Source organism: Anaerosporobacter mobilis DSM 15930 (genome assembly GCF_900142955.1).
Lineage (GTDB): Bacteria > Bacillota > Clostridia > Lachnospirales > Lachnospiraceae > Anaerosporobacter > Anaerosporobacter mobilis.
In genome coordinates, this window is sequence record NZ_FRCP01000029.1 from 14,494 (window position 1) to 38,406 (window position 23,913).

The 23,913-nt window shown below is 35.3% G+C and carries 14 protein-coding genes and 1 rRNA gene; all 15 read right to left on the reverse strand.

Features of this window, described 5'->3' with window-relative positions; all coding sequences use genetic code 11:
* Window positions 1-67: 67 nt before the first annotated feature.
* Window positions 68-961 carry a carbohydrate ABC transporter permease gene (locus tag BUB90_RS22240; RefSeq protein ID WP_073291710.1) on the reverse strand — a complete coding sequence of 298 codons (894 nt, stop codon included), beginning with the start codon at window positions 959-961 and terminating at the stop codon, window positions 68-70.
* A gap of 9 nt (window positions 962-970) precedes the next feature.
* Entirely contained in the window at window positions 971-1,921 is a 951-nt protein-coding gene (locus BUB90_RS22245) for an ABC transporter permease (protein ID WP_073291713.1), read from the reverse strand.
* Window positions 1,922-2,104: 183 nt separating this feature from the next.
* Window positions 2,105-3,643, reverse strand: coding sequence for a response regulator transcription factor (locus BUB90_RS22250; RefSeq protein ID WP_073291716.1), 1,539 nt, complete (start codon window positions 3,641-3,643; stop codon window positions 2,105-2,107).
* A 22-nt stretch (window positions 3,644-3,665) separates the two neighbouring features.
* A complete protein-coding gene (locus tag BUB90_RS22255; protein WP_170865569.1) occupies window positions 3,666-5,462 on the reverse strand; it encodes a sensor histidine kinase in 1,797 nt (598 codons plus the stop codon).
* A 293-nt stretch (window positions 5,463-5,755) separates the two neighbouring features.
* Complete coding sequence (locus BUB90_RS22260) at window positions 5,756-7,696, reverse strand: cellulase family glycosylhydrolase (RefSeq protein ID WP_073291721.1); 1,941 nt, start codon at window positions 7,694-7,696, stop codon at window positions 5,756-5,758.
* Window positions 7,697-8,026: 330 nt separating this feature from the next.
* Window positions 8,027-8,263, reverse strand: a complete 237-nt coding sequence (locus tag BUB90_RS22265) for a carbohydrate-binding protein (RefSeq protein ID WP_073291723.1) — start codon at window positions 8,261-8,263, stop codon at window positions 8,027-8,029.
* Between the two features lie 17 nt (window positions 8,264-8,280).
* The gene (locus BUB90_RS24080) at window positions 8,281-9,873 is read right to left on the reverse strand and encodes a glycosyl hydrolase family 18 protein (protein WP_073291725.1); all 1,593 of its coding nucleotides are present in this window, start codon (window positions 9,871-9,873) and stop codon (window positions 8,281-8,283) included.
* Between the two features lie 401 nt (window positions 9,874-10,274).
* Window positions 10,275-11,345 carry a glycosyl hydrolase family 18 protein gene (locus tag BUB90_RS22275; RefSeq protein ID WP_073291727.1) on the reverse strand — a complete coding sequence of 357 codons (1,071 nt, stop codon included), beginning with the start codon at window positions 11,343-11,345 and terminating at the stop codon, window positions 10,275-10,277.
* Window positions 11,346-11,499: 154 nt separating this feature from the next.
* The gene (locus BUB90_RS22280) at window positions 11,500-12,444 is read right to left on the reverse strand and encodes a transketolase family protein (RefSeq protein ID WP_073291730.1); all 945 of its coding nucleotides are present in this window, start codon (window positions 12,442-12,444) and stop codon (window positions 11,500-11,502) included.
* The gene (locus BUB90_RS22285) at window positions 12,432-13,268 is read right to left on the reverse strand and encodes a transketolase (protein WP_073291732.1); all 837 of its coding nucleotides are present in this window, start codon (window positions 13,266-13,268) and stop codon (window positions 12,432-12,434) included. Before BUB90_RS22285 ends, BUB90_RS22280 begins: the two co-directional genes overlap by 13 nt.
* A 292-nt stretch (window positions 13,269-13,560) precedes the next feature.
* On the reverse strand, window positions 13,561-19,293 hold the full coding sequence (locus BUB90_RS23855; protein ID WP_207650263.1) for a CARDB domain-containing protein: 5,733 nt from the start codon (window positions 19,291-19,293) through the stop codon (window positions 13,561-13,563).
* Between the two features lie 533 nt (window positions 19,294-19,826).
* The gene (locus BUB90_RS22305) at window positions 19,827-20,411 is read right to left on the reverse strand and encodes an HAD family hydrolase (protein ID WP_073291735.1); all 585 of its coding nucleotides are present in this window, start codon (window positions 20,409-20,411) and stop codon (window positions 19,827-19,829) included.
* Between the two features lie 250 nt (window positions 20,412-20,661).
* Window positions 20,662-21,912 carry an MFS transporter gene (locus BUB90_RS22310; protein ID WP_073291737.1) on the reverse strand — a complete coding sequence of 417 codons (1,251 nt, stop codon included), beginning with the start codon at window positions 21,910-21,912 and terminating at the stop codon, window positions 20,662-20,664.
* A 150-nt stretch (window positions 21,913-22,062) separates the two neighbouring features.
* Window positions 22,063-23,085, reverse strand: a complete 1,023-nt coding sequence (locus tag BUB90_RS22315) for an ArsR/SmtB family transcription factor (RefSeq protein WP_073291740.1) — start codon at window positions 23,083-23,085, stop codon at window positions 22,063-22,065.
* Window positions 23,086-23,628: 543 nt separating this feature from the next.
* A 23S ribosomal RNA gene (locus BUB90_RS22320) occupies window positions 23,629-23,913 on the reverse strand; the annotation flags it as partial.

Sequence of the window (23,913 nt, forward strand, 5' to 3'; positions counted from 1 at the left end):
TCATAACACATCTATATATAATGATTACATAAGTAATAATCATAATATATCATAATGAATCTCCAACTTAGTCTTTTACTGCTCCAAGAGTCATTCCGCCTACAAAATATCTCTGTAAGAATGGATATACGATAACAATCGGTACCGTAGCAATAATTGTAATTGCCATACGTATAGATTGCGGTGTTACAGTAGCTGCTGTATTATTCAAGTTCGCATCATGTATGTTTGAGATTTTTACTCCAGTATCGTTTAATATCTCGTACAATACATATTGCAATGTTTTCAATTTTCTAGCGTAGATATAGGTATCCATAAAGGAGTTCCACTGCGTTACCGCTATGAACAAAGCAACAGTTGCTAAAACGGGTTTACATAAAGGAAGAATTATCTTATACCATATTTTAAAATCAGTGGCACCATCAATCCTAGCAGATTCTTGTAATGCTTCTGGAAGCCCTTCAATAAACGACCTCATTAAGATTAGAAAGAATACACCAATTAATCCAGGAATAATATACACAGAGAATTCGTTCGTCATCTTTAACGTTCTTCCAATCAGCAAGTAGTCCGGTATTAATCCGCCTCCAACATACATCGTGATAATGAACATAATGGTAAATAACTTATTAAAATAAAAGTCTTTTCTACTTAACACATAAGCAAGCATTGCAGTACAGATTGTACCTATTGCAGTACCAATAACAGTTCTTGCAACTGACATTCCTAGTGGAGAGAATAAATCTTTTTCTTCGAAAATATACTTATAGTTATCTAACGTAAACTTCCGTGGAATAATAAAATTTACTCCTCTTATGGTATCAAGCGAATCGTTAAATGAAATTGCCAAAACATTTAGGAAAGGATACAAGGTAATGAACGTAATACATACAAAGAAAATTACTAAAAACACGTCGAAGCTTGTATATCTGTTTAATTTGTTCCTACTTGTTCTCTTCATACCTTCCTCCTATACTAATTTGCTATCACTGAATTTTCCAGCAACTTTATTCGCGACAAACAGTAGAACTAAACTAATGGCAGATTGGAATACACCCACTGCAGTTCCAAAACCATAATTATTATTGCCTATACCAAATCGATATGCATACCAAGATACTACATCAGCGTAATCTTGAACGATACCATTACCAAGCAACATCTGCCGTTCCATACCAGCACCAAGTACTCCTCCAATACTCATGATTACAAGAACAATGATCGTTGGCCGAATACCTGGTAAGGTTATATGCCACATTCTACGGAATCTTCCGGCACCATCAACTTTAGCCGCTTCATATAATCCCTGATCAATTCCCGTCATCGCCGATAGATAGATAATGGCATCCCAGCCAGTTTCTTTCCATATATTAATAATGCAGACAACGAGCCAAAACGCTGGTCCATTGGTGGTCATAAATTTAATTGGACCTACTCCTATTTTGCCAAGCACTTCATTCAAAACACCAGAATCCCCTAACACCATTTTGGCTATACTGGCTATAATAACCCAGGATACAAAATGGGGTAAATACGATATTGTCTGTGTTACTTTCTTAAAACGCTTTAAGCGGACTTCGTTTAATAAGAGAGCAAACCCAACCGAAGTTATAAAGCCCAGTACGATTCCTATAAAGCTGATTCCTAGCGTGTTTCGCAATGCATCAAAAAACTCTCCATCATGTAGTAGAGCTTTGAAGTGATCAAGTCCAACCCAGGTTCTCTCCCATATTGATAATGCAAATGTTTTGGGTTTAACATCCTGAAATGCCATGGTCCAGCCCCACAATGGTATGTATTTAAAGATAATCAGCCAAATAACAAACGGAACTGACATTACTAGCAGATATCTTTGTTTATACATCAATTTAAAGCTAAATTTCTGCTTATGTATGCTAATTTCTCTCTTTTTTTTATTCATTTTTCTCTCCCTTCATTAGCTTATTGTTATTATATCTTAGCTTTCTTTAACATAATACCCACTATACTTTAACAAAAAACTGTACTTTTTTTACTATTTGATGAAACAATCGTAATTACATAACAAAAAAAGAATTTCCGTGATATAGTCTCGGAAATTCTTAACGCTTGTATAGCTATTTAGTTACTTCATTTTATTCTTTTTAAATTCTTTTGGGGTCAGACCAACATATTTTTTGAATTTAGAATAAAAATAGTCTATATTGTAATACCCTACCTTTTCAGATACTTGATAAACCTTTAGGTCTGTATTCATTAGCAGCTTCTTCGCATTCGCAATTCGTACTTTATCTAATGTTGTATTAAAGCTTTCTTCTGTGGCCTTTTTGTATATTTTCCCTAGATAGGCGCTATTGTAGCCAAACATCTTAGCTATGGCTTCTAACTTAAGATCTTTACTGTAGTTCTTTTGTATAAAGACCCCCATCCTCTTGACAATACTGTCAGCTCCAGAATTGCCTAGTTTTTCGCTGACTGTCTTCGAATATTCTGCCGCAATCTCTTCAAGCTCTTCAAGCGACTCCGTCCTGTTTACTTCATCTGTAAAAGATTCAATATCAATTAATTCCTTTGTTTGATCCATATATCTATCTTTAAAATGATTAATAAGCAGGATTGCATTATTGATAACCATCACTTTAATAATAGACTCTTTTATCAAGTTATATCTACACTTATCTAACATTGTATGGATCATAACTTCTATTCCAATGAGATCTCCTATTTCTATACGGTCACTTAAACCAGTAAAGTCCGTATTCTCTTTAACTTCTATTTTTTCACTGAGTGACTCCATAGAAACAGGATTCCTCTTTCTAAACAAAAATTTTTGTTCGTTTAGATACTGTGCTCCTTCATAGCTATAACATATATCCTTTAAGCAGATAACCTCTTGCCCAATTGCAATAAAGAACTCTTCCTCATACCGTTCCATAATCCTTTTATTATTCTCCACAAGCTGTTTTATATCTTTTTGCAAGTTATCACCTTTGATAATTATTGCAACTTTGTCAGCCAATACTAGATATTCACAACTATATAGTCCATACAAGATTAATCGGATCTTTTCTTTATACAGTGCATCTGCATAGAACCTATCGTTACTAAGAACTATAACATGGAACTTCTTATAGTTATAATCCAGTTCATATTTTTCAATTTCTTTCTCTATTACCTCTATAGGCTCCTGTTTCATCAGCAGATTGTAGATAATGTTGTGCCTTGCTTTTTCCCTGTTCTTTTTCTTTTCATTTATAATCAATTCTTCTTTCTCTTTTTCTTTCCTTTCTTGATCTAACTCCCCTCTTATATCACTGAAATATTCATATAATTCATCTTCATCAATCGGTTTCAACAGATATCCCTTCACCCCTAACGATATTGCTGATTTTGCATACTGAAAATCTGAATACCCTGATAAGATAAGAAAATATCCTTTATATCCCCGCTTTCTTGCCTCTGCTATAAGTTCAATTCCCGACATTCCAGGCATTCGTACGTCAACAAGGACCACATCAGGTTGGATACATAAGACTGTGTTTAAACCCTCCTCTCCATCGGAAGACTCCGCAACAATAGTAAACCCCATATCTTCCCATGTAAGTAGCGTTCGTATTCCTTCTCTTACCGTTTGTTCATCATCAACAATTACTACATTATACATTTTACACACTCCTCATGAATAACTAACCTCTCGGTATCGTAATTTGTACTATTGTCCTTACTAATGGCTCACTCTGTATTGAAATTCCGTACCCTTCTCCGTATAATAATTTTACTCTTTGATTAACATTTCTTAATCCAATATGACTCCCTATTCTATCTGTTGCTGAATTAATATGCTCTTTGATATTTTGTAGTTTATCTTCTGAAAAACCTATTCCGTTATCAATCACCTGAATGCATATCGTGTCACCAATTTTGTCTATATATATTGCGATATGTCCCGTTCCCTTCTTCATCTCTATTCCATGAACCATAGCATTCTCCACAATTGGCTGTAGAATAAGTGGAATCGTATATATCGTATCAACATTGCAGTTAACATGAATACTATAGGTAACTCGATCTTCAAATCGATATGTCTGTATCTTCAGGTACGATTCAACCATATTAAGTTCCTGTTTCAGAGCAACTTGTTTATCCATAACCTGTAGATTATGTCTCATGATTTTAGCGAGCATCTTCACTATATCCTCAATCTCTTCTTGCCCATTGACTCTTGCCTTCATTCGAATTGTCTCTAAGGTATTGTATAAGAAATGAGGATTGATTTGACTTGCAAGCATGCTAAACTCCATCTCTTTTTGCCTACTATATAGCATTTCTTTCTGTACCTGCTCTTCATAAACTTGACTGATCAATGCTTCAATACTATTAATCATTAATCCTAAATCATCATAAAGATAACTGATCTCATCCTCCCCACCAATATGTTCAGCAATATCAAACTGCCCTCTTGATGCTTTATGCATCTGAACTTTAAAGTTATTAATTCTACTACTAAAATTCCATGCAAATACACTTATAATTGATATGGCAATGATAAAACTTCCCATAATAATGAGAATACTTTTTAAGCTCTGCTGATTTGCCCTTTTCAGTATATCCGCATACGGACGAATACTAACAACTGATAATTTATCCTCAAGACCGGTATATGTAACCGGTATCACTGTTAATACAGAATCTTTTCCTTTGTATATAACATTCTTACATATTTCATGATCCGATTCGTTATTCTTAGCACTGTCTTTAATTATATGTACTAGCTCATATTTATTTGTATCATTTGAATTACTATATATTATCTCCTCATCATTTAGTACCAATACCGTTTCCGTATCATGCTCTTGTAATGGAAACAAGATTCGTTCTTCCTTCATTGAGATAACGGCAACTCCTACATCGATCCCCCCTTGTGTTCGAATAATTCTAGAAAAGGATAGATACTTCTTGTAATTCATGGAATCCTCATGAAATGCACAGATTAATCTACCGTTTGCTTCTAATGTTTTTTTGAACCACGGTAGTTCTGATACTTCCTCATTAATCATTGCAACTCTCAGATTTTGAGATAAGGTAGAATTGTTAAAGTAAAAGCATATATTCTCTATCTCATGATTAAAATAGTTTAAACATTCATTTCTTAATTTCTTATTCAATGTATTATAATCATTAACTAATTCCTCTGATTTACTATCGTACTGATGCGCTCCTAGTTTCTCTATAATCTCCATAAAATATAACCGTTGTGATGCTTCCGCTATGGTACGTACATTCTCGAAAATTCCATCACCTATTAGTTGTAACTCCGAAATTTCTGAACTCTTGTTTTGTTGTATTATTATATTTTTCGTTCCATTAATCAAATATAAGCTAACAAATAACATTGGTATAAACCCACCAATAATATATATAAGAAACATTTTTCTTCTTATAGTAAGCTCTTTTTTAATTCTACCGGTGAATTTGTTTCTCAAAAATCTCTCCTTGATATTCATATTCGACCCCTTTATTATTTTCCTAAATTATAGCAATTTTTTAGTATGTTGTCACTAGTATTGTCAGCCCTTAACTTAATTCCTATTGTAATAAGACACTCTCAACCCGAAGGCTTTTAAGGCTAAAAGCCACCACAAAAAGTGATGGCTTTATCAAGTAAATATACACATATTACGTACTTTTATTTAATAAATATATATTTTATGCTAGTAATTAATAATAGCGGTTAACTGTTAACTACTCCTCGAGATGTTCAAGTGCGAAGTTATAATTACTTATAATAACGCAATAAATACACTGTAGTTGTGTTCTTTTGAGCACCCACATGTATCTGATCAAGCTTCCCCTTCAAATCCGTCGTTCCAAAGGCATTCACACAGTTTTGATAGGAGAATTTCGCATAATAACGACCATTGATATCCCCCGTTTCAGTTGGTGAAACTTTCGCCCATTCGGCCCCACCAGACCAACTTTGTAGAATAAGTTCAATCTGATCTTTTTTTCCACTATACTCTACATAGAAGTAACCGTTGGAGGTTATTGTATCTACATTGAATGAGCCCCCATCTTTAGTGGACATTAATGAAATGGCTTGCGCCCAAGGTTCCGCTTTTGATTCCCCAGAGAATAATGTGCTGTAAGAACTACCAGAATCACCATTCACACCGAAATCATAGCATACTGAATATACAGTTATATTTGTTCCCATTGCTCCTACATGAATGGTATCAAGCTTATTTGCAAAATCGCCTGTTCCTAACGCGGAAACACAATTTTCATATGAAAATTTAGCATAATAGTGGCCATTTACGCTACCAGATTCGCTGATTTTCACTTTTGCCCATTCCGTAGCTCCCGACCAGCTTTGTAGAATTAATTCTAGTTTTTCATACTCGCCACTATATTCAACATAAAAATGTCCACCTGTTTTTATATTACTAGCATCAAAGGAACCACCATTTTTCTTTGTTTTCACTGAAACCGCTTGGCCCCAAGAACTTGCAGATGAATTCCCCCAAAACAAACTTACATAGTTGTTATTCGAAGAGTCACCTTTTTTATATACATTCACTAAAGCATCTGCAATACCACTATACGTAAACGTATTATTCGATCGGTTAAAGATACCAAAATTCTCAGACCCATAGTTGAAAGCATTATTATCCCACCAAACACATGGAATTTTAATTTGAGAAAATTGAGTTGCTAACGTCGGATATATAGAAGCATATTTTTCTCGGTCCGCCGTATTAGACTTATTCGTTGCACCAAATTCTCCTATAACCACAGGTATTCCTTTATCAATAAAAACTGATTTCAAATTATTAAATACCGATGCAAGTGAAGCATAGTCTGCATCCGTCCAATTAGAATGTCCACTTCCCTCAAATGCAAAATCAAAAGGTAGATATGCATGAATAGAAACCGCTACCATAGTATCGTTACTTAAGTTTTTCCAGCCATAGAGTTTAGGACTATCCGCTGATGCACAGTATGTTGGTAACATAATTAATCTGCTACTATTGTTTCCACCAGTTGCACGAATAGCGGCACGTCCAGCTTCATTATATTCATTAACAATGTTATAATAAGTCCCGTTACCTCCCCAATCTTCACCGCTTCTTGGTTCATTATTTACTTCAAATATCAATTTATCTCCATAATTCTTAAAACGATTTCCTACTTGTGTCCAGATAGCTTTCAATTCATTCTTTACTCGTGTCTGTACAGAAGAGTCCGTACTAACCATATTTTGAAGATCATTATGATGTACATTAATGATAACATACATTCCATTTGCTAGCCCATAATTTACTACTGTCTCTACTCGATCCATATAATCAGAGTTAATTGTATAATTAGATGCATTTGAATAATTATCATCCCAACGTACTGGAATTCTTAACGTTGTAAATCCCTTGGCTGCAATAGTATCAATCATTGCTTTTGTTGTACGAGGATTTCCCCAATTTGTTTCATTATCCGATGATTCTAGTGAATTACCTAGATTCCAGCCAGCCCCCATATCAGAAACCAAGTCAAAAGCTGACAAACCTCTCATTTGTGTTGGATACGTATACCCTGGAGGGAATTCTGAATAATTCATCGCTGCATATGTATGCATTTTATTCTGATCCCCCATAAATAAAGCCCCAACTAACATTATCATTAGTGTGAATAAACTAAGTACTCGTTTTTTAAGTTTTACCATTACCTTTACCTCCTTCTCCTTGTATGTTGTTATAGTTGCTTAACACTTCTCTTTGTTTATACTTCCCCTCTCCCCTTCAAAATCATAACTATAGTAATATGTGTCTTTCAAACAGTATCATCTAGATAATTTTTATACAATCTATAATTATTCACTTATTTACTTTAATTATTTTACATTACAACTACGTCTAAATTATATTTTGCTCGTAAAACCAACAAAAGCATAATAAAAAACAATCTCAAAAGGTTGCGAATCTATAGAAATATCAACGATATTTCATAGATGACAACTATTCGAGATTGTTTTCTTGCTGATGGGTATATACTTTTAAGAAACTACTCTCCAAACTCCCCATTGTTGCGTTTCATCTGGAACATCTCCTAATGTCCGCCAAAACGCTTCGAAGACTTTTCCATTATAAGTTACCCGATCTCCTGCCACATAGATTTTTGTACTATCATAAGCAGTATAACCTTCAATTGGTTTCTCTGGCTCAACAATTCCGTTATCTAACACTGCCTTTGCTGTATCATATACAGCCACCGCATTGCCATCATAAGCCATTACATTAATCCAGTAGTTTAGCCCCTACTGTAGACCACGTTTCTTAAAGTTGCTAATACAGTGTTAGTTGGTAGGTCAAAGAGATTTACTTGACTCACAGATGTTTTTGTCTCTGGTGTTCCTTCTATTACTTTCCAAACCCCCCATTCATTATTAGGATCCGGTGCCACTCCTTGTGTCCACCATTTCGCTTGGTAGATTACTCCTTGGTACACAACCTTATCTCCAGCTATATATATCTTAGAATTATCATAGATTCCAACTTTTTCTGGTGTCTCTGGATCCACTGGTGTTTCTGGATCTATTGGTGGTATTACTTCCTGCTCATTAATACCTAGTCTTGATGCTGTAATTGATAATAAATCACCATTTTTATCTGAACTCGCCTCCCAAAACATGGTTCCACCTAATCCTTTTGACATTAGATAATCAATTTTAATATTTATAGATTCTGGATCATCATATGTGATAAAGACTTTAGTCTCTGGACTATATAGATATGGAACTTTCGCGTAGTCATCCCAGTATCTTACATACCCTCTTTTACCAATATAATTCTCTTTTATATCCCAATAATCCCAACTAGATCCTTCCCAAGTTCCAATATCTAGTCCCGCAGAAGTTGCGCTCGCGGCAAAACCATTATGAAATAGGCAATTCGCAGGTGTTGCATTTACATTAACCCACCCACGACCATAAAAACCAAGACCAAGATTTAGATCTTTTGCCTCCACTCCTGAAGCCAAGAAAGCATTTACTGTTTGATCAATACTAAATGTAGAGACTGTAGTATCATTAGGATTTAAGTATAATGGTGTATTATGATTCGTTTGTGGATCAAATCCTCCATGATAGTCATATGTCATTAAATTAATCCAATCAAGATATTTCATTAATTCAACTGGTTCTGTATTCTGAACAAATGTTGGATTTCCACCTGCTGCAATTGTCAGATAATATGTTTTACCGTCCATCTTGCTCTGTTCATTTAATGCTTCCCTAATTTCTTTTACTAATAATGTATAGTTATGCTTGTCCTCTGCACGATGTGGAATAGAATTACCACCCTCTACTGGATATTCCCAGTCTAAATCCACTCCGTCAAAACCATACTTTATAATAAAGTCTACTGAAGTTCTAGCCATCTTTGCCCTCTTTACTGGATCTGCTGCTACATCAGAAAAATTATTAGACCAAGTCCATCCCCCAATAGAGATAATTGTTTTTAGATGAGGATACCTAGCTTTTATTTTCTTTAATGCTCCGAAATGCCCTGCCATGCCTACCACTGCATCTTCCCAATTGAATCCCATATCTGCATATACACCACTCGTGATTTGTGTATCAATCCACTCATCACCAACAACTACACTACCATCATTCTTTAAATTTGCAAATGCAAAATTCAAATGTGTTAGCTTCGATGCATCTACTTTGGTAATTGGGTAATTTCTCGCATATCCTGCCCAAGAAGCATAATATCCTACATTTCGGTATTTTACCTCTTCGGCATGCGCTGTTTTTGATACTGAGATTCCTCTTAAGACACCTGTTATTGTTGTCAGTACCATAGTAACGGTTAACAGTAAGCTTAAAACTCTTCGTTTCATAATCTACTACCTCCCTGTTTTATCGTTCTTTTTTAGTTAATGGTTACCTATAAGATAAGAGCTTTACATTGTTTTTCTGCCTCACAACCTCCCATAGTTTTTTATAGTGAGCAACATCTATTACAGTAAAATGTTTTATTGTAATCCCATCATATCATTCCATATTATTACATTTGAATGATTAATCTTGCCTTTTTTTTACTATTTTTGTTTCATATTAGTATTATTGTATGCTTATAGTCCATTATTACCATTTCAATTTGTGTAAAATGTATAAAATAATATTGAATATTAAAAAAAGGATACCAAATATTCCGAATTAAATCTTCAGAATATTTCTATCCTTTTCTTTATATATTGTATAATTTTGTAATAATTATACAAATTTACATACTTTCAACTTACTTATCCAACAGCTCCTTCGTCGTATCATATATTGTACTTAATAGACTTAATTGTTCATTTTTTGAATCCATCATTATCTCCCAGATCATGATTCCACCTACGTTATTACATGCCCATGAAGTCTTATCTTTCATGGTATTAATACCGTTATAATAAACTGTCGTACCATTCATTACCGTAGAATCTTTATAAGCATTTGCTGAGTTATTCTCTATGATGTCTGCATATGACGCCCAGTTCGGTCTTTCATAGAATGGTACCCCCAGTACAACTTTGTCTTTATTTAATCCTCTAGTTTTTGTCCAGTATTCTCCGCATTCTACTGCAAAGTCATATGGGGAATGCCCAGAACTGTCATTACCGTCATAAGCCATTACATTAACCCAGTCTAACATGTTAAGTACTGTATCGGTTTGTCCATACCCAATAGAACCATTTCCTACAACTGCGGCAGTTAATAACTTTCCTCTACTATCTAACCCCTGCTTCAGATAGGTCATAAACACATTGTATTGTGAACGGGTTTTTTTCCTTGGATATTCCCAGTCTATATCTGCTCCATCAAAACCGTAGGTATCAATTATATTAAGAATACTGTTTGCTAATTTTTCACATTTTTCATCCGTATTTGTTGCCTTAGCAAATGTATCCTCCAGTGGGTATCCATTATAGGACCAACCACCTACTGCAATCAATACTTTAACACCATTGTTATGAGATGTAGATATCAATTTATTAACTATTGCTGTATCTTCTAAATCTCTAATATTACCATCTGATGTAGGAATAGCAAATGCATAGTTAATATGTGTTAACTTACTAAATGGTACATCGTCCACCACATCTGCGTACCAATCGGGATAATACGCAACTCGCTTAAAGGAATCAAACGTAATCACTGGTCCTGAAACATTTGATTTTATTAGTTCTTTTAGATTCGTCTTTACGTTTGTGTCTGGTAAAAACACTTTTGTTTCCTTAACTTGTGACCCTAAATAAATTGGAATCATAGTAATACATAGAACAATCACTAATATTATTTTAAATAATCTACTATGATACTTCATACAATCCTCCTTTTTCTGCGCTAATAGTTAGTTTCTTCAATGTTACTGATTCGATGTAAAATATATAAAAAGATATTAAAAATAAAAAAAAAGATACCAAATATTCTGAAATAACCATCAAAATATTTCGTATCCTTTTCTTTACTATATTATATTAAGCACGAGCAAATTCTTTCACTCTATTATAGATGCTTTCTGCGTCTAATCCGTATTTTTTAATTAATTCTACAGCTGGACCGCTTTCGCCGAATACATCATTAACACCAATCTTCATAACTTTAGTTGGATAATTTGCAGCTAATGTATCACAAACTGCGCTACCAAGACCACCAATTACAGAATGCTCTTCCACAGTAACAACTTTGTTTGTCTTCTTAGCACTTGTAACAATTATCTCTTCATCAAGTGGTTTGATTGTATGGATATTGATTATTTCTACTGAGATTCCATCTGCCTCTAATTTCTTAGCTGCTTCTAAAGTTTCTGACACACATAATCCAGTTGCTACTAATGTAATATCTGTTCCTTCTTGTAAAAGAACGCCTTTTCCGATTTCAAATTTGTAGTCTGGTGTATCATTGATTACAGGTACTGCAAGACGACCAAAACGTAAATATACTGGTCCATCATATTCAGCTGCTGCTCTAACTGCTGCTTTTGCTTCTACATCGTCAGAAGGATTGATAACTACCATTCCTGGAATAGTTCTCATTAACGCAATATCTTCATTACATTGGTGAGTCGCACCATCTTCACCTACAGATATACCTGCATGTGTAGCACCAATTTTAACATTTAGATGTGGATACGCAACTGAGTTTCTAACTTGTTCGAAAGCACGACCTGCTGCGAACATAGCGAATGAACTTACAAAAGGAATCTTACCAGTTGTAGCCATACCAGCTGCTATACCAACCATGTTACATTCTGCGATACCACAATCAATATGTCTTTCAGGGAAAGCTTTCTGAAAGATACCTGTTTTTGTAGCTGCTGCTAAGTCAGCATCTAATACATATACGTTATCGTATTCTTTTCCTAATTCAGTTAAAGCATTACCATAACTATCTCTTGTTGCTATTTTCTTTATTTCTGACATAATGCTTCACCTACTTTCTCTAAATCTTTCATTGCTAGTTCGTATTGTTCATCATTTGGTGCACTACCATGCCATGCAGCATTATTTTCCATGAATGATACATCTTTACCTTTAATACTCTTTGCAATAATTGCAGTAGGTTGTCCTTTGCATTCTCTTGCTTTCTTAAAAGCATCAGCTAATTCATCAAAATTATGTGCATCCACGTTAATTACATTGAAATTAAATGCTTCAAATTTCTTATCGATTGGATATGGGGAACATATATCTTCAATACTACCGTCAATTTGTAAGCCATTGTTATCAACGATTACTACTAAATTATCTAAATTACGAGCGCCAGCAAACATTGCTGCTTCCCATACTTGACCTTCTTGGATTTCTCCATCACCTAAAAGTGTGTATACACGGTAAGGATCATTTGATAATTTAGCTGATAAAGCCATACCAACAGCTGCTGAAACACCTTGGCCTAATGAACCACTTGACATATCAACACCTGGAATATGTTTCTTATCTGGATGCCCTTGTAGATAAGAACCAACGTGACGTAATGTAGTAAGATCCTCAACTGGGAAGAACCCTCTTTGTGCCAAAGTTGAATAAAGCCCTGGAGCTACATGTCCCTTTGATAATACGAAACGGTCTCTGTCACTCTTTTGTGGGTCCTTTGGATCTATATTCATTTCCTCAAAATATAGATACGTGAAAATGTCTGCTGCTGATAATGATCCGCCTGGATGGCCGGATTTTGCACTATGCACTGCTGTAACGATACCTTTTCTAATTTCGTTAGCAGTCTTTTGAAGCTCAAGCTTGTTCATTTTTCAACCTCCTCTTGTCTTGTCATGCTACTTAACTGTTCAGTATATAATGAAAGCTAAACCCTTGTCTAACTCTATTATCTCCAATTATTTGTATCTAATAAGCTATTAACCCTACTCATTTTAACACAACATATGTAATCAATCAAATAAAAATGAATATTCTTCCTTAACTTGACCGATTTGTACTACAAGTATGTGCAATAATTACTGTAAAATCTAGAGTCCACTAAAATAGCCCTGCGATCAATGAGTCGCAAGGCTATCTTAGCTACATTAGAATACTATATTTTTACCAATTGTTATCCGTTCCGATTTTGTTTACTTTAAAGTCTGGGCACTTTTCTAATCCATAAACAGACTTCACTTTAGCATTATAGATTTTTACATTTTTGAAATTAGCACTACCGAAACAAGGTCCTTGACCGTTCTCTGCTGCAACTACAAATTTGATTCCATATCGCTCTGCACCATTAATAACAATATTCTCAAGATTTATATTCTGCATAGGAATCTTATCTGCATGTTTTGTTTGGAACATAATTCCAAAGTAAACAGCATCATTAATATTCACATTCTTCACTGTTATATTCTTAAGTACACGGTCCCCAGAGTAAATCCAAATAGCTCCAAAGTTTTGGTATTCATTAATTTTGTCATCTGCTCCATTACTTGTATAGAAGTCACCACCACAACGGTCGATCGTAATTCCATCAAACAATGTTTCTGCATCGCCAAACCCAAGTGTATTATAGCCGAAACTTAAGCTACTAATCGTAACACCTGGATATGTAAGTGAATCTGCAACATATAGATTGGTGAATTGGTTTCCAGAACCTCCATAGATTGCAAATCCAGCTGCACGACGAGTACACACTGCTGTCAGATTTGTATATATGTTTCCTGTATTATAAGAAGTTCCACCACTATCAATTGCACTAAAGGAAGCAAATGCATCATCACCGCAAGCTCTCGCATAGCAGTTTTCAATTGTGTTGTATGAGGATCCATTCGTCATATTAATTCCATCAGCAAATAGATTCTTAATTCGGCAGTCTTTGAATGTATTATAAGAGGAACCTACACCCCAATATAAACAAACAAAATGTTCCGCCCATACATTCTCAATTGTTACATTCTGAATCTTATCTCCATCAATGAATTTGCCTGGGCCATCACTACGATATTGATAATTTCCCCATGCTGATAGATTCTTAATCGTTGATCCATTTGCTGAAGAAGCAATTGTAAATCCGATATCCATATTGCTTCTTGTTTGTGGTGCAACAAGTTTCGTATGCCATGGTCCAGCGCCAGTAATCTCTAGTGCACGTCCATAAACTGTGATTTTAGAACTTAGTTGCCATTCTCCTGCTGGAATAAAGATACCTGCTTTCTTTGTATCCATTCTTGCTTCATTCAATGCCTGTTCTATCGATTTGCTAGTTGTAACTTCTACATATCTAGAAGGATCTGGATTCGTAGCCGCAGGTAAAACATGCTCATATTCCATCATATCAACATAAATCCATGGCACGTCAGTAGTATCTTTTTGTATTCTTACTTTCGTTCCTGCTGGATATACTTGATTTAATAGTATTTGCGCATCCTCATACAACCAATAGGCTTGATCTCCTGAATTATTATATCCCAGTCGATCAAGTGTTGTTGGTGATGCATACACATGGGAATACTTAGAGGTAACATTAAAATCTCCCTTACTTTCGCCATTAATATATAAGCTGATTGTTCCGCTTGTTCCTTCCTTTATAGCGCTACGAAGAACAAATGCATTGGCATCAGAAGCTAATGTGAATTCTACAGATTCTCCTACGTCATCAAGATATACTGCACTTCTACCTGAAGCTTCGCCAGCATAATCTGCTAACTTATAGTTCTTCGCTAAAACTGTTCCATTAATTTTGTTTGAAGCTGCTTCCATTTCTAAAGTTGAAAACGGAAGGTTAGCTCCTCTGCCTGAGAAGAAAGTTCTCTCTGAGGAATTATTCGTACGTTTTACCCCTACTTCTTTCTCATCGACAGCAACATCGCAAGTAACTCTATAGCTTCCATCTATCGCTGTCCAGGAACCCATACTTAATGTAGCCGCGTTGCCAGCAGCAAGTATACCCGTATACGATTTTGTAAATGTTTTGATTACACTACCTGCCTCGTTAAATAGCTTTACAATAACCTCATGGTTTCCATTCGCTGTGGAGATATTTCCTTGATTTTTTAATGTTACTGTAAAATCAACTAAATTACCTGCACTAGGATTTCCAGGCGTCCAAGTTAATACTCCTATTAGGTCCGCACTTGTTACCTCTTGTACACTTAATTTCACTTCTTTCTTGTTGTTACTCTTATCCATTTCAATTACTTTGTTTTCTTCGTCAACTATTGCTATAAGATCATAAACCGCTGCATTTTGCTCCGCTAATTTAACTGATACTGTAGTGGAAGCTCCTGCCTCTAATGCAGGCACTGATGCACTACTTACTAGATTAGTACCTAGATAGAAATTAATAGTAGTAGCTTTTGATATGGTAGTACCTTGATTCTTCACAATCGCATTAACCGTTATCTGATCTGTTTCGATTGGTGATCCTGGTATCGTCTGCAATGAAGTAACTGTTAAATCTGGATTTGGAGCATTTACTCCATAAATCTCGAACTCAGCTAATTGTCCTGCAGATGAACCACTATTGGCAGTAAACTTTAGCTCTACTGCACTAGCTCTTGCTGATACTGGGATTGTTACAGTGTTTTTATTGGTTGGATTGAACGTATAGGCTTTCGCCCCTACTAATGTTGTATACGTTGTATTATCCTGTGTATGCACCAAAACCTCTATCGTTTGATTTCTTGTAGCCCATACACTGTCTGGATTAAGCTTTAATACAAGCTTAGATATATCTGCATTCCTACCAAGATCAACACTAACCGTATCTGGGTATCCGCCTTGACCTTCCCAATAGGTACTTGTATTTCCATCATTAATATTCTCGCCCCGGAAGATATAAACGAAGGATGATGCCGTTACCTTTTTACCTAATGCTAGATTTGAACCCTCGCCTGGGTTCACAGGTGGATCTGGGTCTACGATCACTTGATCTGTAACAGTAATTAACTCTGTCGTCTTATTATTATTCACATTGGATTCTTGATAACGGTTCACATCATTTACCCATGCAAGAACTGTATGAGTACCGGTTGTAGCTTTCCACGTTGTACTTCCACTTGGTCCATTATTGGCTGTTACTGTTATGGATTCACCTGGCATAATCTGTGTCTTATTCGTATCTGACCACGCTACACAACTTCCATCAATCTGAAATTGCACTCCATTAATTACATCTGGATTTGCTACTCCTGTTCCTTGATTCTTAATAACAGCACTAAAAACAACATCATTTCCCTTTGCTGGTTTTTCAGGAGCCCATATAATATCCGTAATAACCATGTCTGGATTTCCGTATGGCGCTGATGGGTTCGTTGGGTCTGTTGGATCTGTTGGGTCCGTTGGATCTGTTGGATCTGTTGGGTCCGTTGGGTCCGTTGGGTCAGTTGGATCTGTTGGATCTGTTGGATCTGTTGGATCTGTTGGATCTGTTGGGTCAGTTGGATCTGTTGGATCTGTTGGATCTGTTGGATCTGTTGGATCTGTTGGGATTATTATACTATGATCACTATGACTCGTGTTAATAATTCCAACCTTTGGGTATCCAGGAACAGAATAGCTCTTATTTCCTTCATTCGTTACATTGTTTAATTTTACATTCGCATTATTCAGATAATATGTATCTGCATAACCAATATTTCTTAAAGTTAAATCATTTACCGTTAGATTCGGATTACCACCAAAACTCATAATGGCAGCACCTAGATGTGGTAAGGACGAATAGTTAGGTTTCTTACCATCAACACCAGTTCCGAATATATTTAACTTATTAAATACTATATTAGATATACTATCTCCAATACGTATTCCATCATGTTGTGCATCATAAATATACGTGTTATTGAATGTTACATTCTTAACTGCTCCTATAATATCTATAGCACCATACTCACTTTGCCATGTATCATAGCTAGCACCAGAACGTATAATTATATTATTATCGAATTGTATATTTTTTGTATTATCAAATTTGTATCCTGAAAATGTAGTATTTAGGTGAATTCCTGATGCCATGAAATTATCACGTATATAGTTGTTATAGACCTTATGTCCATCTCCACCGTATATTGCAATACCACCAGCACGCCATATAAAATCTATCGTATTATAGCAGAATACATTATTTGATTCATCTTTTGCAGACATGTAATTATTATTCCACATTGCTAAACCATCATCACCATTATTACGGATAGAACAATTGTAAACGGTAGCATTGCTTGTACCTTGACAGAAGTTTACCCCATCTGCTAAGTTATTACGAATACGACAATTTACAATCTTAAGATTATCCGAATAGTCTAGCGAACCATTATAGTCTCCAACCCAAAATCCACATTCAAAATGTTCTTCCCAAATATCATGAATTAATGAATTCCCATCAAATACATCCATGAAACACTTATAAATTGCATTCTCACCGTAACGTGAACGTAAATTAGAGTTTATGTACATATTACAGAATTCTATATTATAGGTGGAGCCATCACCTGCACCTGAAATACCACCCTTTTGCTGTCCAGAATTGGTAAACTGGATGTTTGTAAACCACATACCAGCTCCCGTAATCATCATATTACTTGCTGATACTCTCCAAATTTGATTAATGTGGTACGTTCCTTCTGGGAAATATACATCCTTTCCAGCGGCATCTGCTGCTGCTATACATGCCGTAATAGCTGCATAATCGTCCACACCATCATCAGGAACTGCGCCAAACTCTACAACTGAATAAGAACCTGCTGGCTGTCCAATTGGTTTTCCTGTTTCTTCAATCTCAAGGAAGTCAACCCCATAAGTTAGCCCATTCGCCCTCGTACTTTGAATACGAATTTTATCACCTGGTTGTAAAGATTGCTCTAAACGAAAGTGCACTTCGTCAAAAGCAAAACATGCAGTTCCATTACCTGGAGTATCCCCAGCTCCTCCATTCAAATACTGCCACATATAATAGGATGTAAGATCAACTGTCTTTACTTTCACACCGTTTACATATACATCAAGTGATCCAGTCTGTCCCATTCCATCAGCACTATCTGGAAGAGTAAAGCGCATTACAATTCCATTCCCTGACGAAAACGTTGTCCACTCTGCATAGGATCCGTTTGTCGGTAAACTGACATAGGATTGATTCGAAGCCTGACTAGCTATATTAGTTAATGACCAATCATTAGAAGATGCTAAGATAGCTCCTCCTCCTATCGAAGCATTTTCTGAGTCATATCTAACATATGGCATGGATGCACCTATACTATTAACATCCGCATTAGCTTCTGGAATCGAAACAGCATCCCCCGCATGCGCATTCGTTAATTTACCTGGAACTCCATCATCGTCAACATTAGTAGATGAGCTATAATCTTCTATAATCCAACTTTGTGCTGTTGTTCCATAATACGTGGTACTATCCTTGTCTTTTGTATATAGAAATCCTCCTGTCCCATTATTTCTTGTGCTTTTCCACATGTTATCGATTGTAGATGTGTTTTCGTCACCCTCAATATACCATTTACTACTCATCCAAACTTCATAAATTGTACTTTCTAGTCGTACGGTACCGTTTGCATACTCAAGACACATATAAGAGCTTGTCCCCATGTTTTGAATCCAATACGTTCCATCGGATTTTTTGATAACTTTCCAAATATAATTTGGATTTTTCTCTTTTAATTCCCCACTCTTGACATCTGATCCTTCTGCATAAAGATACGCATTCGAAGTAGTTTTAATGAAAATAGTCGCATCATTAGTAACCTTCTTGGCAAATACAGCAGGAACTTGATTTGGAATGATCATTGACAGTATAATAATTACCGCAATTAGCTTCCTCATTCTCTTTAACATACCTTTCGTCTCCTTTCAATAACCAAACTTTGTTACGTCAATTGAGAAGCTCTTTTCCTTACAAAGAGTTTCAAAATTGCTTTGCTACACCTTGTTACATAAACCCAATAACATAGTTTAACGTTAAACTATCTATGCGAGTTTCTCACCTCCTTTCTTAATATGGTTTGGTGGGTAAAACGACATAGTGTTGGATAAGATAGAGCACAGAAGTTTAACGTGACAAAAGAGGATCTTTCATATAACAATTCCCCTCTTACTGTTGAAAATCAGATATTAGATATTAGAAAACTTTATTTAAAATACTATAAACGCTAAATATAATATGATTTTTATTCTATTTACTGGTAATATTAACATAATTACAAAATAAACACAATAGTAAATTACATCTATTTACTAAATTATCGCAAATTTTACAACCCATTTTGTACTATATTTTCTTTTCTAGCCTCTCCTTAAGCTAAATCTAAGCAAAAAAATCACTCACTTCTTCTCAAGAAATGAGTAATTCTGGTTCGTTCTTTTTAATCTTATTGTTTAACGTTTAACCTTCTTAATAACCCTAGTAGTTCCTGTAGATTATCTATTGTATAATCTGCACCGCCTTCAATAAATATATTCTTCACTTCTTTTCTCTTTAATTCTTTTTCTTTTTCAGACAGTTCCATGTACTCACTCTCTGAAAGTGCCATAATTGAACTTCCTTCAACAACCCCAACAGATAGTATCCCTGCATATTTCGCTTCTATAATATCTGATATGGTGTCGCCAACTTTAATAACTTCCTCAACCGATTTCACATTCAGCTGCTGCATATTCTTATAAATCATATATGGATATGGTCTTCCATAGTTATTAACCGATGTTGGACTGTACCAACAATCTGGTTCATATCCGTTTTCTTGTGCCTTTTTGGCTACGATATGCATCATTTCATCGGTATATCCTGTAGTGGAGCCTATTTTATACCCATTAGAGCGCAATTCACTAATAGTCTCTTTCACATATGGTTTCACCTCGGAATAATCATCAAGGATCTCTAAGATACTATTTTCACTGACTTCATACACATGGTCAACGTCTTCTTCTATCTCATATTCCATACTGCCTATCATATCAATCTCTCCTTAACTCTCTCCTTAGCCTTAGTCGATATACCTATATATCTATAAAATACTAATTTTCATGTGATCTGGCTATCATTCCACCGTAAAATCTACATTAAATCTACGTAAACAGAGTTAAGTCTAAGGGAATAGGCTTTTGGGCTTTTTTTAATACACCACCATGTTTCAATAGCAAAACGACGGCTTTGATTTCAATTCAAAGCCGTCGTACTGTTGCCAGCGGTTATTCCTGCTAATATTAAGTGGTGCTATTAAGTTGATTTTCAACGTTTCGGAAAAACCGTTTAGAAATGAAGCCTATTACACATAGTATTAGTCCTGTCGGTATTAATACAACATAAATCATACTACTGAACTTATCAAACATCATTCCATAAATGATTTGCCCTAAAGGTTGTGCACACAATGAAAAGGTGGTGGTATAAGCCATGACTTTCCCAATCATGTTTTCGGGGGTTAGCTGTTGAATGATAGATAATGCAAAAATAGAAAATACGCAAGCTGCAATTTGTATTAAGAAAAAAGAAATAATCAACGCAATATAATTTATGTAAACATTAGCAACGTTCATAAAGATTATTCCGAACGGTAATAAAAAGAACCCTATCCCAAATAGTGTTATATTTAGCTTTCTGATTTTGAATTTCGTAGCAAGTAAACCTGCTATAATACTACCGACAATACTTGCAAAACTAAGGATACTTATTGCTGCGCCATAATAATTAGCATTTAGTCCTAGGACTGTTCGGACTATATAAGGAAAACCAACCAAGGCAAGTCCTTGTATAAAAAACGCTACAACTGCCACTAATGATAGAATTTTTAAGATACATGGCTTTTCATGGCTAATAAAACGTGCACTACTGGTTATGTCCTTTTTAATAATTCGCCAGATATTTTCTTTTTCTTTTTGCTGTATGTCTTCCAACTTAATGAAGCACTCAAAGATAGCCGTAACAAAAAAACAAGCTGCACCAGCATACATTACAAGCTTTAACCCCAAAGATGTGTAAAGCATACTACCAATAAACGGAGCTGCCAACGCAGAAACAGCACTAATTTGATTGACAACTGCGTTACCACGAATAATATTATCTCCGGTTTGCATTTGAGGAACACACGCTTGAACCGTTGGATTTTCAAAAGCACCTAAAATTGATTGAATAACCAGTGTCGTCCCAATTATTGCAAGGCTGTTCCCTCTGTCAATCATAATTACAGCCAACAGAACAACCACTCCGGCTATAAAATCTAATACGACCATTATGTTTCTCCTATTTGCTCTGTCAGCAAGAACACCGCCTAATGGGGATAAAAGAATAGTTGGCAACATAGCGAGGGCCAAGAAGCCCGCAAATATTGTAGCAGAACCAGTTACCTCTAAGACATACATAGATAACGCAAAATCCAATATACAGTTTCCGAATAAAGATACTGCCTGCCCTGTTATAAGCAACGAAAAGTTTTTAGAAAATAATTTACCGCTCATAATCCCTCCATCTATATCTAATTTATTTGATGTTAATCTAATTAATGAATAAAAAATATCTTCGAATTAGATTTACATCTAATATTATACGTTATTATTTTATGTATGTCAAACAAAATCAACAAGGCTCAAAGCCTTGCCGATTTTATTTTAACCTAAAAATTTATTGTGTAAGTCCAATAGCAAATTTTCAATCGTGTTTTTTGAAAGAGTATAGTATACCCGTCCGTCCCTTTTTTCTACACTCACTAAATGACAAGTAAGCAATACGTTCATGTGATGTGAAATGGTTGCCGCTGATAAATTTAGTTCCTCTGCCAATTCCAAATTATATTTAGGTGCCTTTATAAGCGAAAGCAGAATATCGAATTTGCTGTTATCACTTATTGCTTTAAGCATAGGAAGAATATTTTTTTGAGCTGTCTTTGATTTCTGCTGCATTTTATAAACATCATCTGTAAATAAACCAATATAAGAATTTGATAATGTCCCATTTATATTGACAAGTTCCACTGCTGGATAGATTAATGTAGGCGTTATATGAGAATTTTGATGCAAAGGACCACCAATAAACTCGCCATGAGGAAATTTTTCTAATAACTTGTTCAATGGTTTCTGAATTGTAATAATAGCTTTCTCATATGCAGCGATATTACTGTTAATTATTTTTGATAGCTTTTCAATCTTTTCTTTGGGTGATTGAAAAATAAGCATAAGTTTCCAGCAAGTGTTGGCAGAAAATCCGGTTTCACTTAGTAATGCTATCAATTCATTAAAACTCGGTGTATCAGCAGATATTATTGTTTCTTCAAAAAGCACTTCAGCAAAAGCTAATAGGATTTCTCTTTCTGTTAAATTCTCAAAACCTTGTTCAAACCATTCTTGGTGGTTTGAACACACATATTGGATAGATAAAATGAAATCATCATCTTCTTCCGAAAAGAAAAAATCAAAGTCGTCAGTGTTGTTTTTTATCATTTCTTTTTGAAAGGCAGCAATGTATTTTTTTAAAACAACAACAACCTTTTTGTTAAGTTCATCAGCATTTATACCAAACTCCGTTGCCGTTTTCTCTACGACCTCATTCGTTATAAATTTAGGTTGATTGCTGTTATATAATAAACCTATAATTTCAAAATATTTATTTAACTCTTTACTTAATTCTGTTTTCATATTATATTCCACCTTTCATATCTTTATATAAATAATGAGTCAAAATTCTTTTTGTATCAAATTAGAAAAAAATCAAATTTAGTAGATGATTATATTATAATGAGTTTTACGCTTGTGGGCAAGCCAAATAGTACTTTTAAATTTTGTATTGCAGCCCTTATATGCTGTAACTCACATCAAAATCACTGCGCTTTATGCACGGCTCTCCCGCGACGACGGATTCGCAGGGGACAGCAACAACCTTGTAAAGCAAAAGGCGCTTTTGAGTAAATACGCAAAGAAAAAGGCTTGAAAAATCCCTTGTTATTCGTTGAGGACGATTATTCGGGCGCGGACTTTGAACGAACTTCTTGGAGCGAAATAACTAAAAACGGTTAAGTGTGATCAGTATCTAGTCACTTAAATGACCTAATTCCTTCAGTGACCCAATACGCTTGTAAGTAACTGATCACATGCAAAAAAGCCATTAATCATAATGATTAATGACTTTCCTTCTCTTATATCTTCAAAACTACACATTGAATTTTTGTCAGAATCATTCTTTTGGTTAAGCCCTCGACCTATTAGTAACAGTCAACTACATGTGTTACCACACTTCCATCTCTGTCCTATCAACCTGATCGTCTTTCAGGGGTCTTACTAGCTTGTGCTATGGGATATCTTATCTTGAGGGGGGCTTCACGCTTAGATGCCTTCAGCGTTTATCCCTTCCAAACTTGGCTACTCGGCCATGCACTTGGTAATGCAACCGATACACCAGAGGTTCGTCCAACCCGGTCCTCTCGTACTAAGGTCAGCTCCTCTCAAATATCCTACGCCTACGCCGGA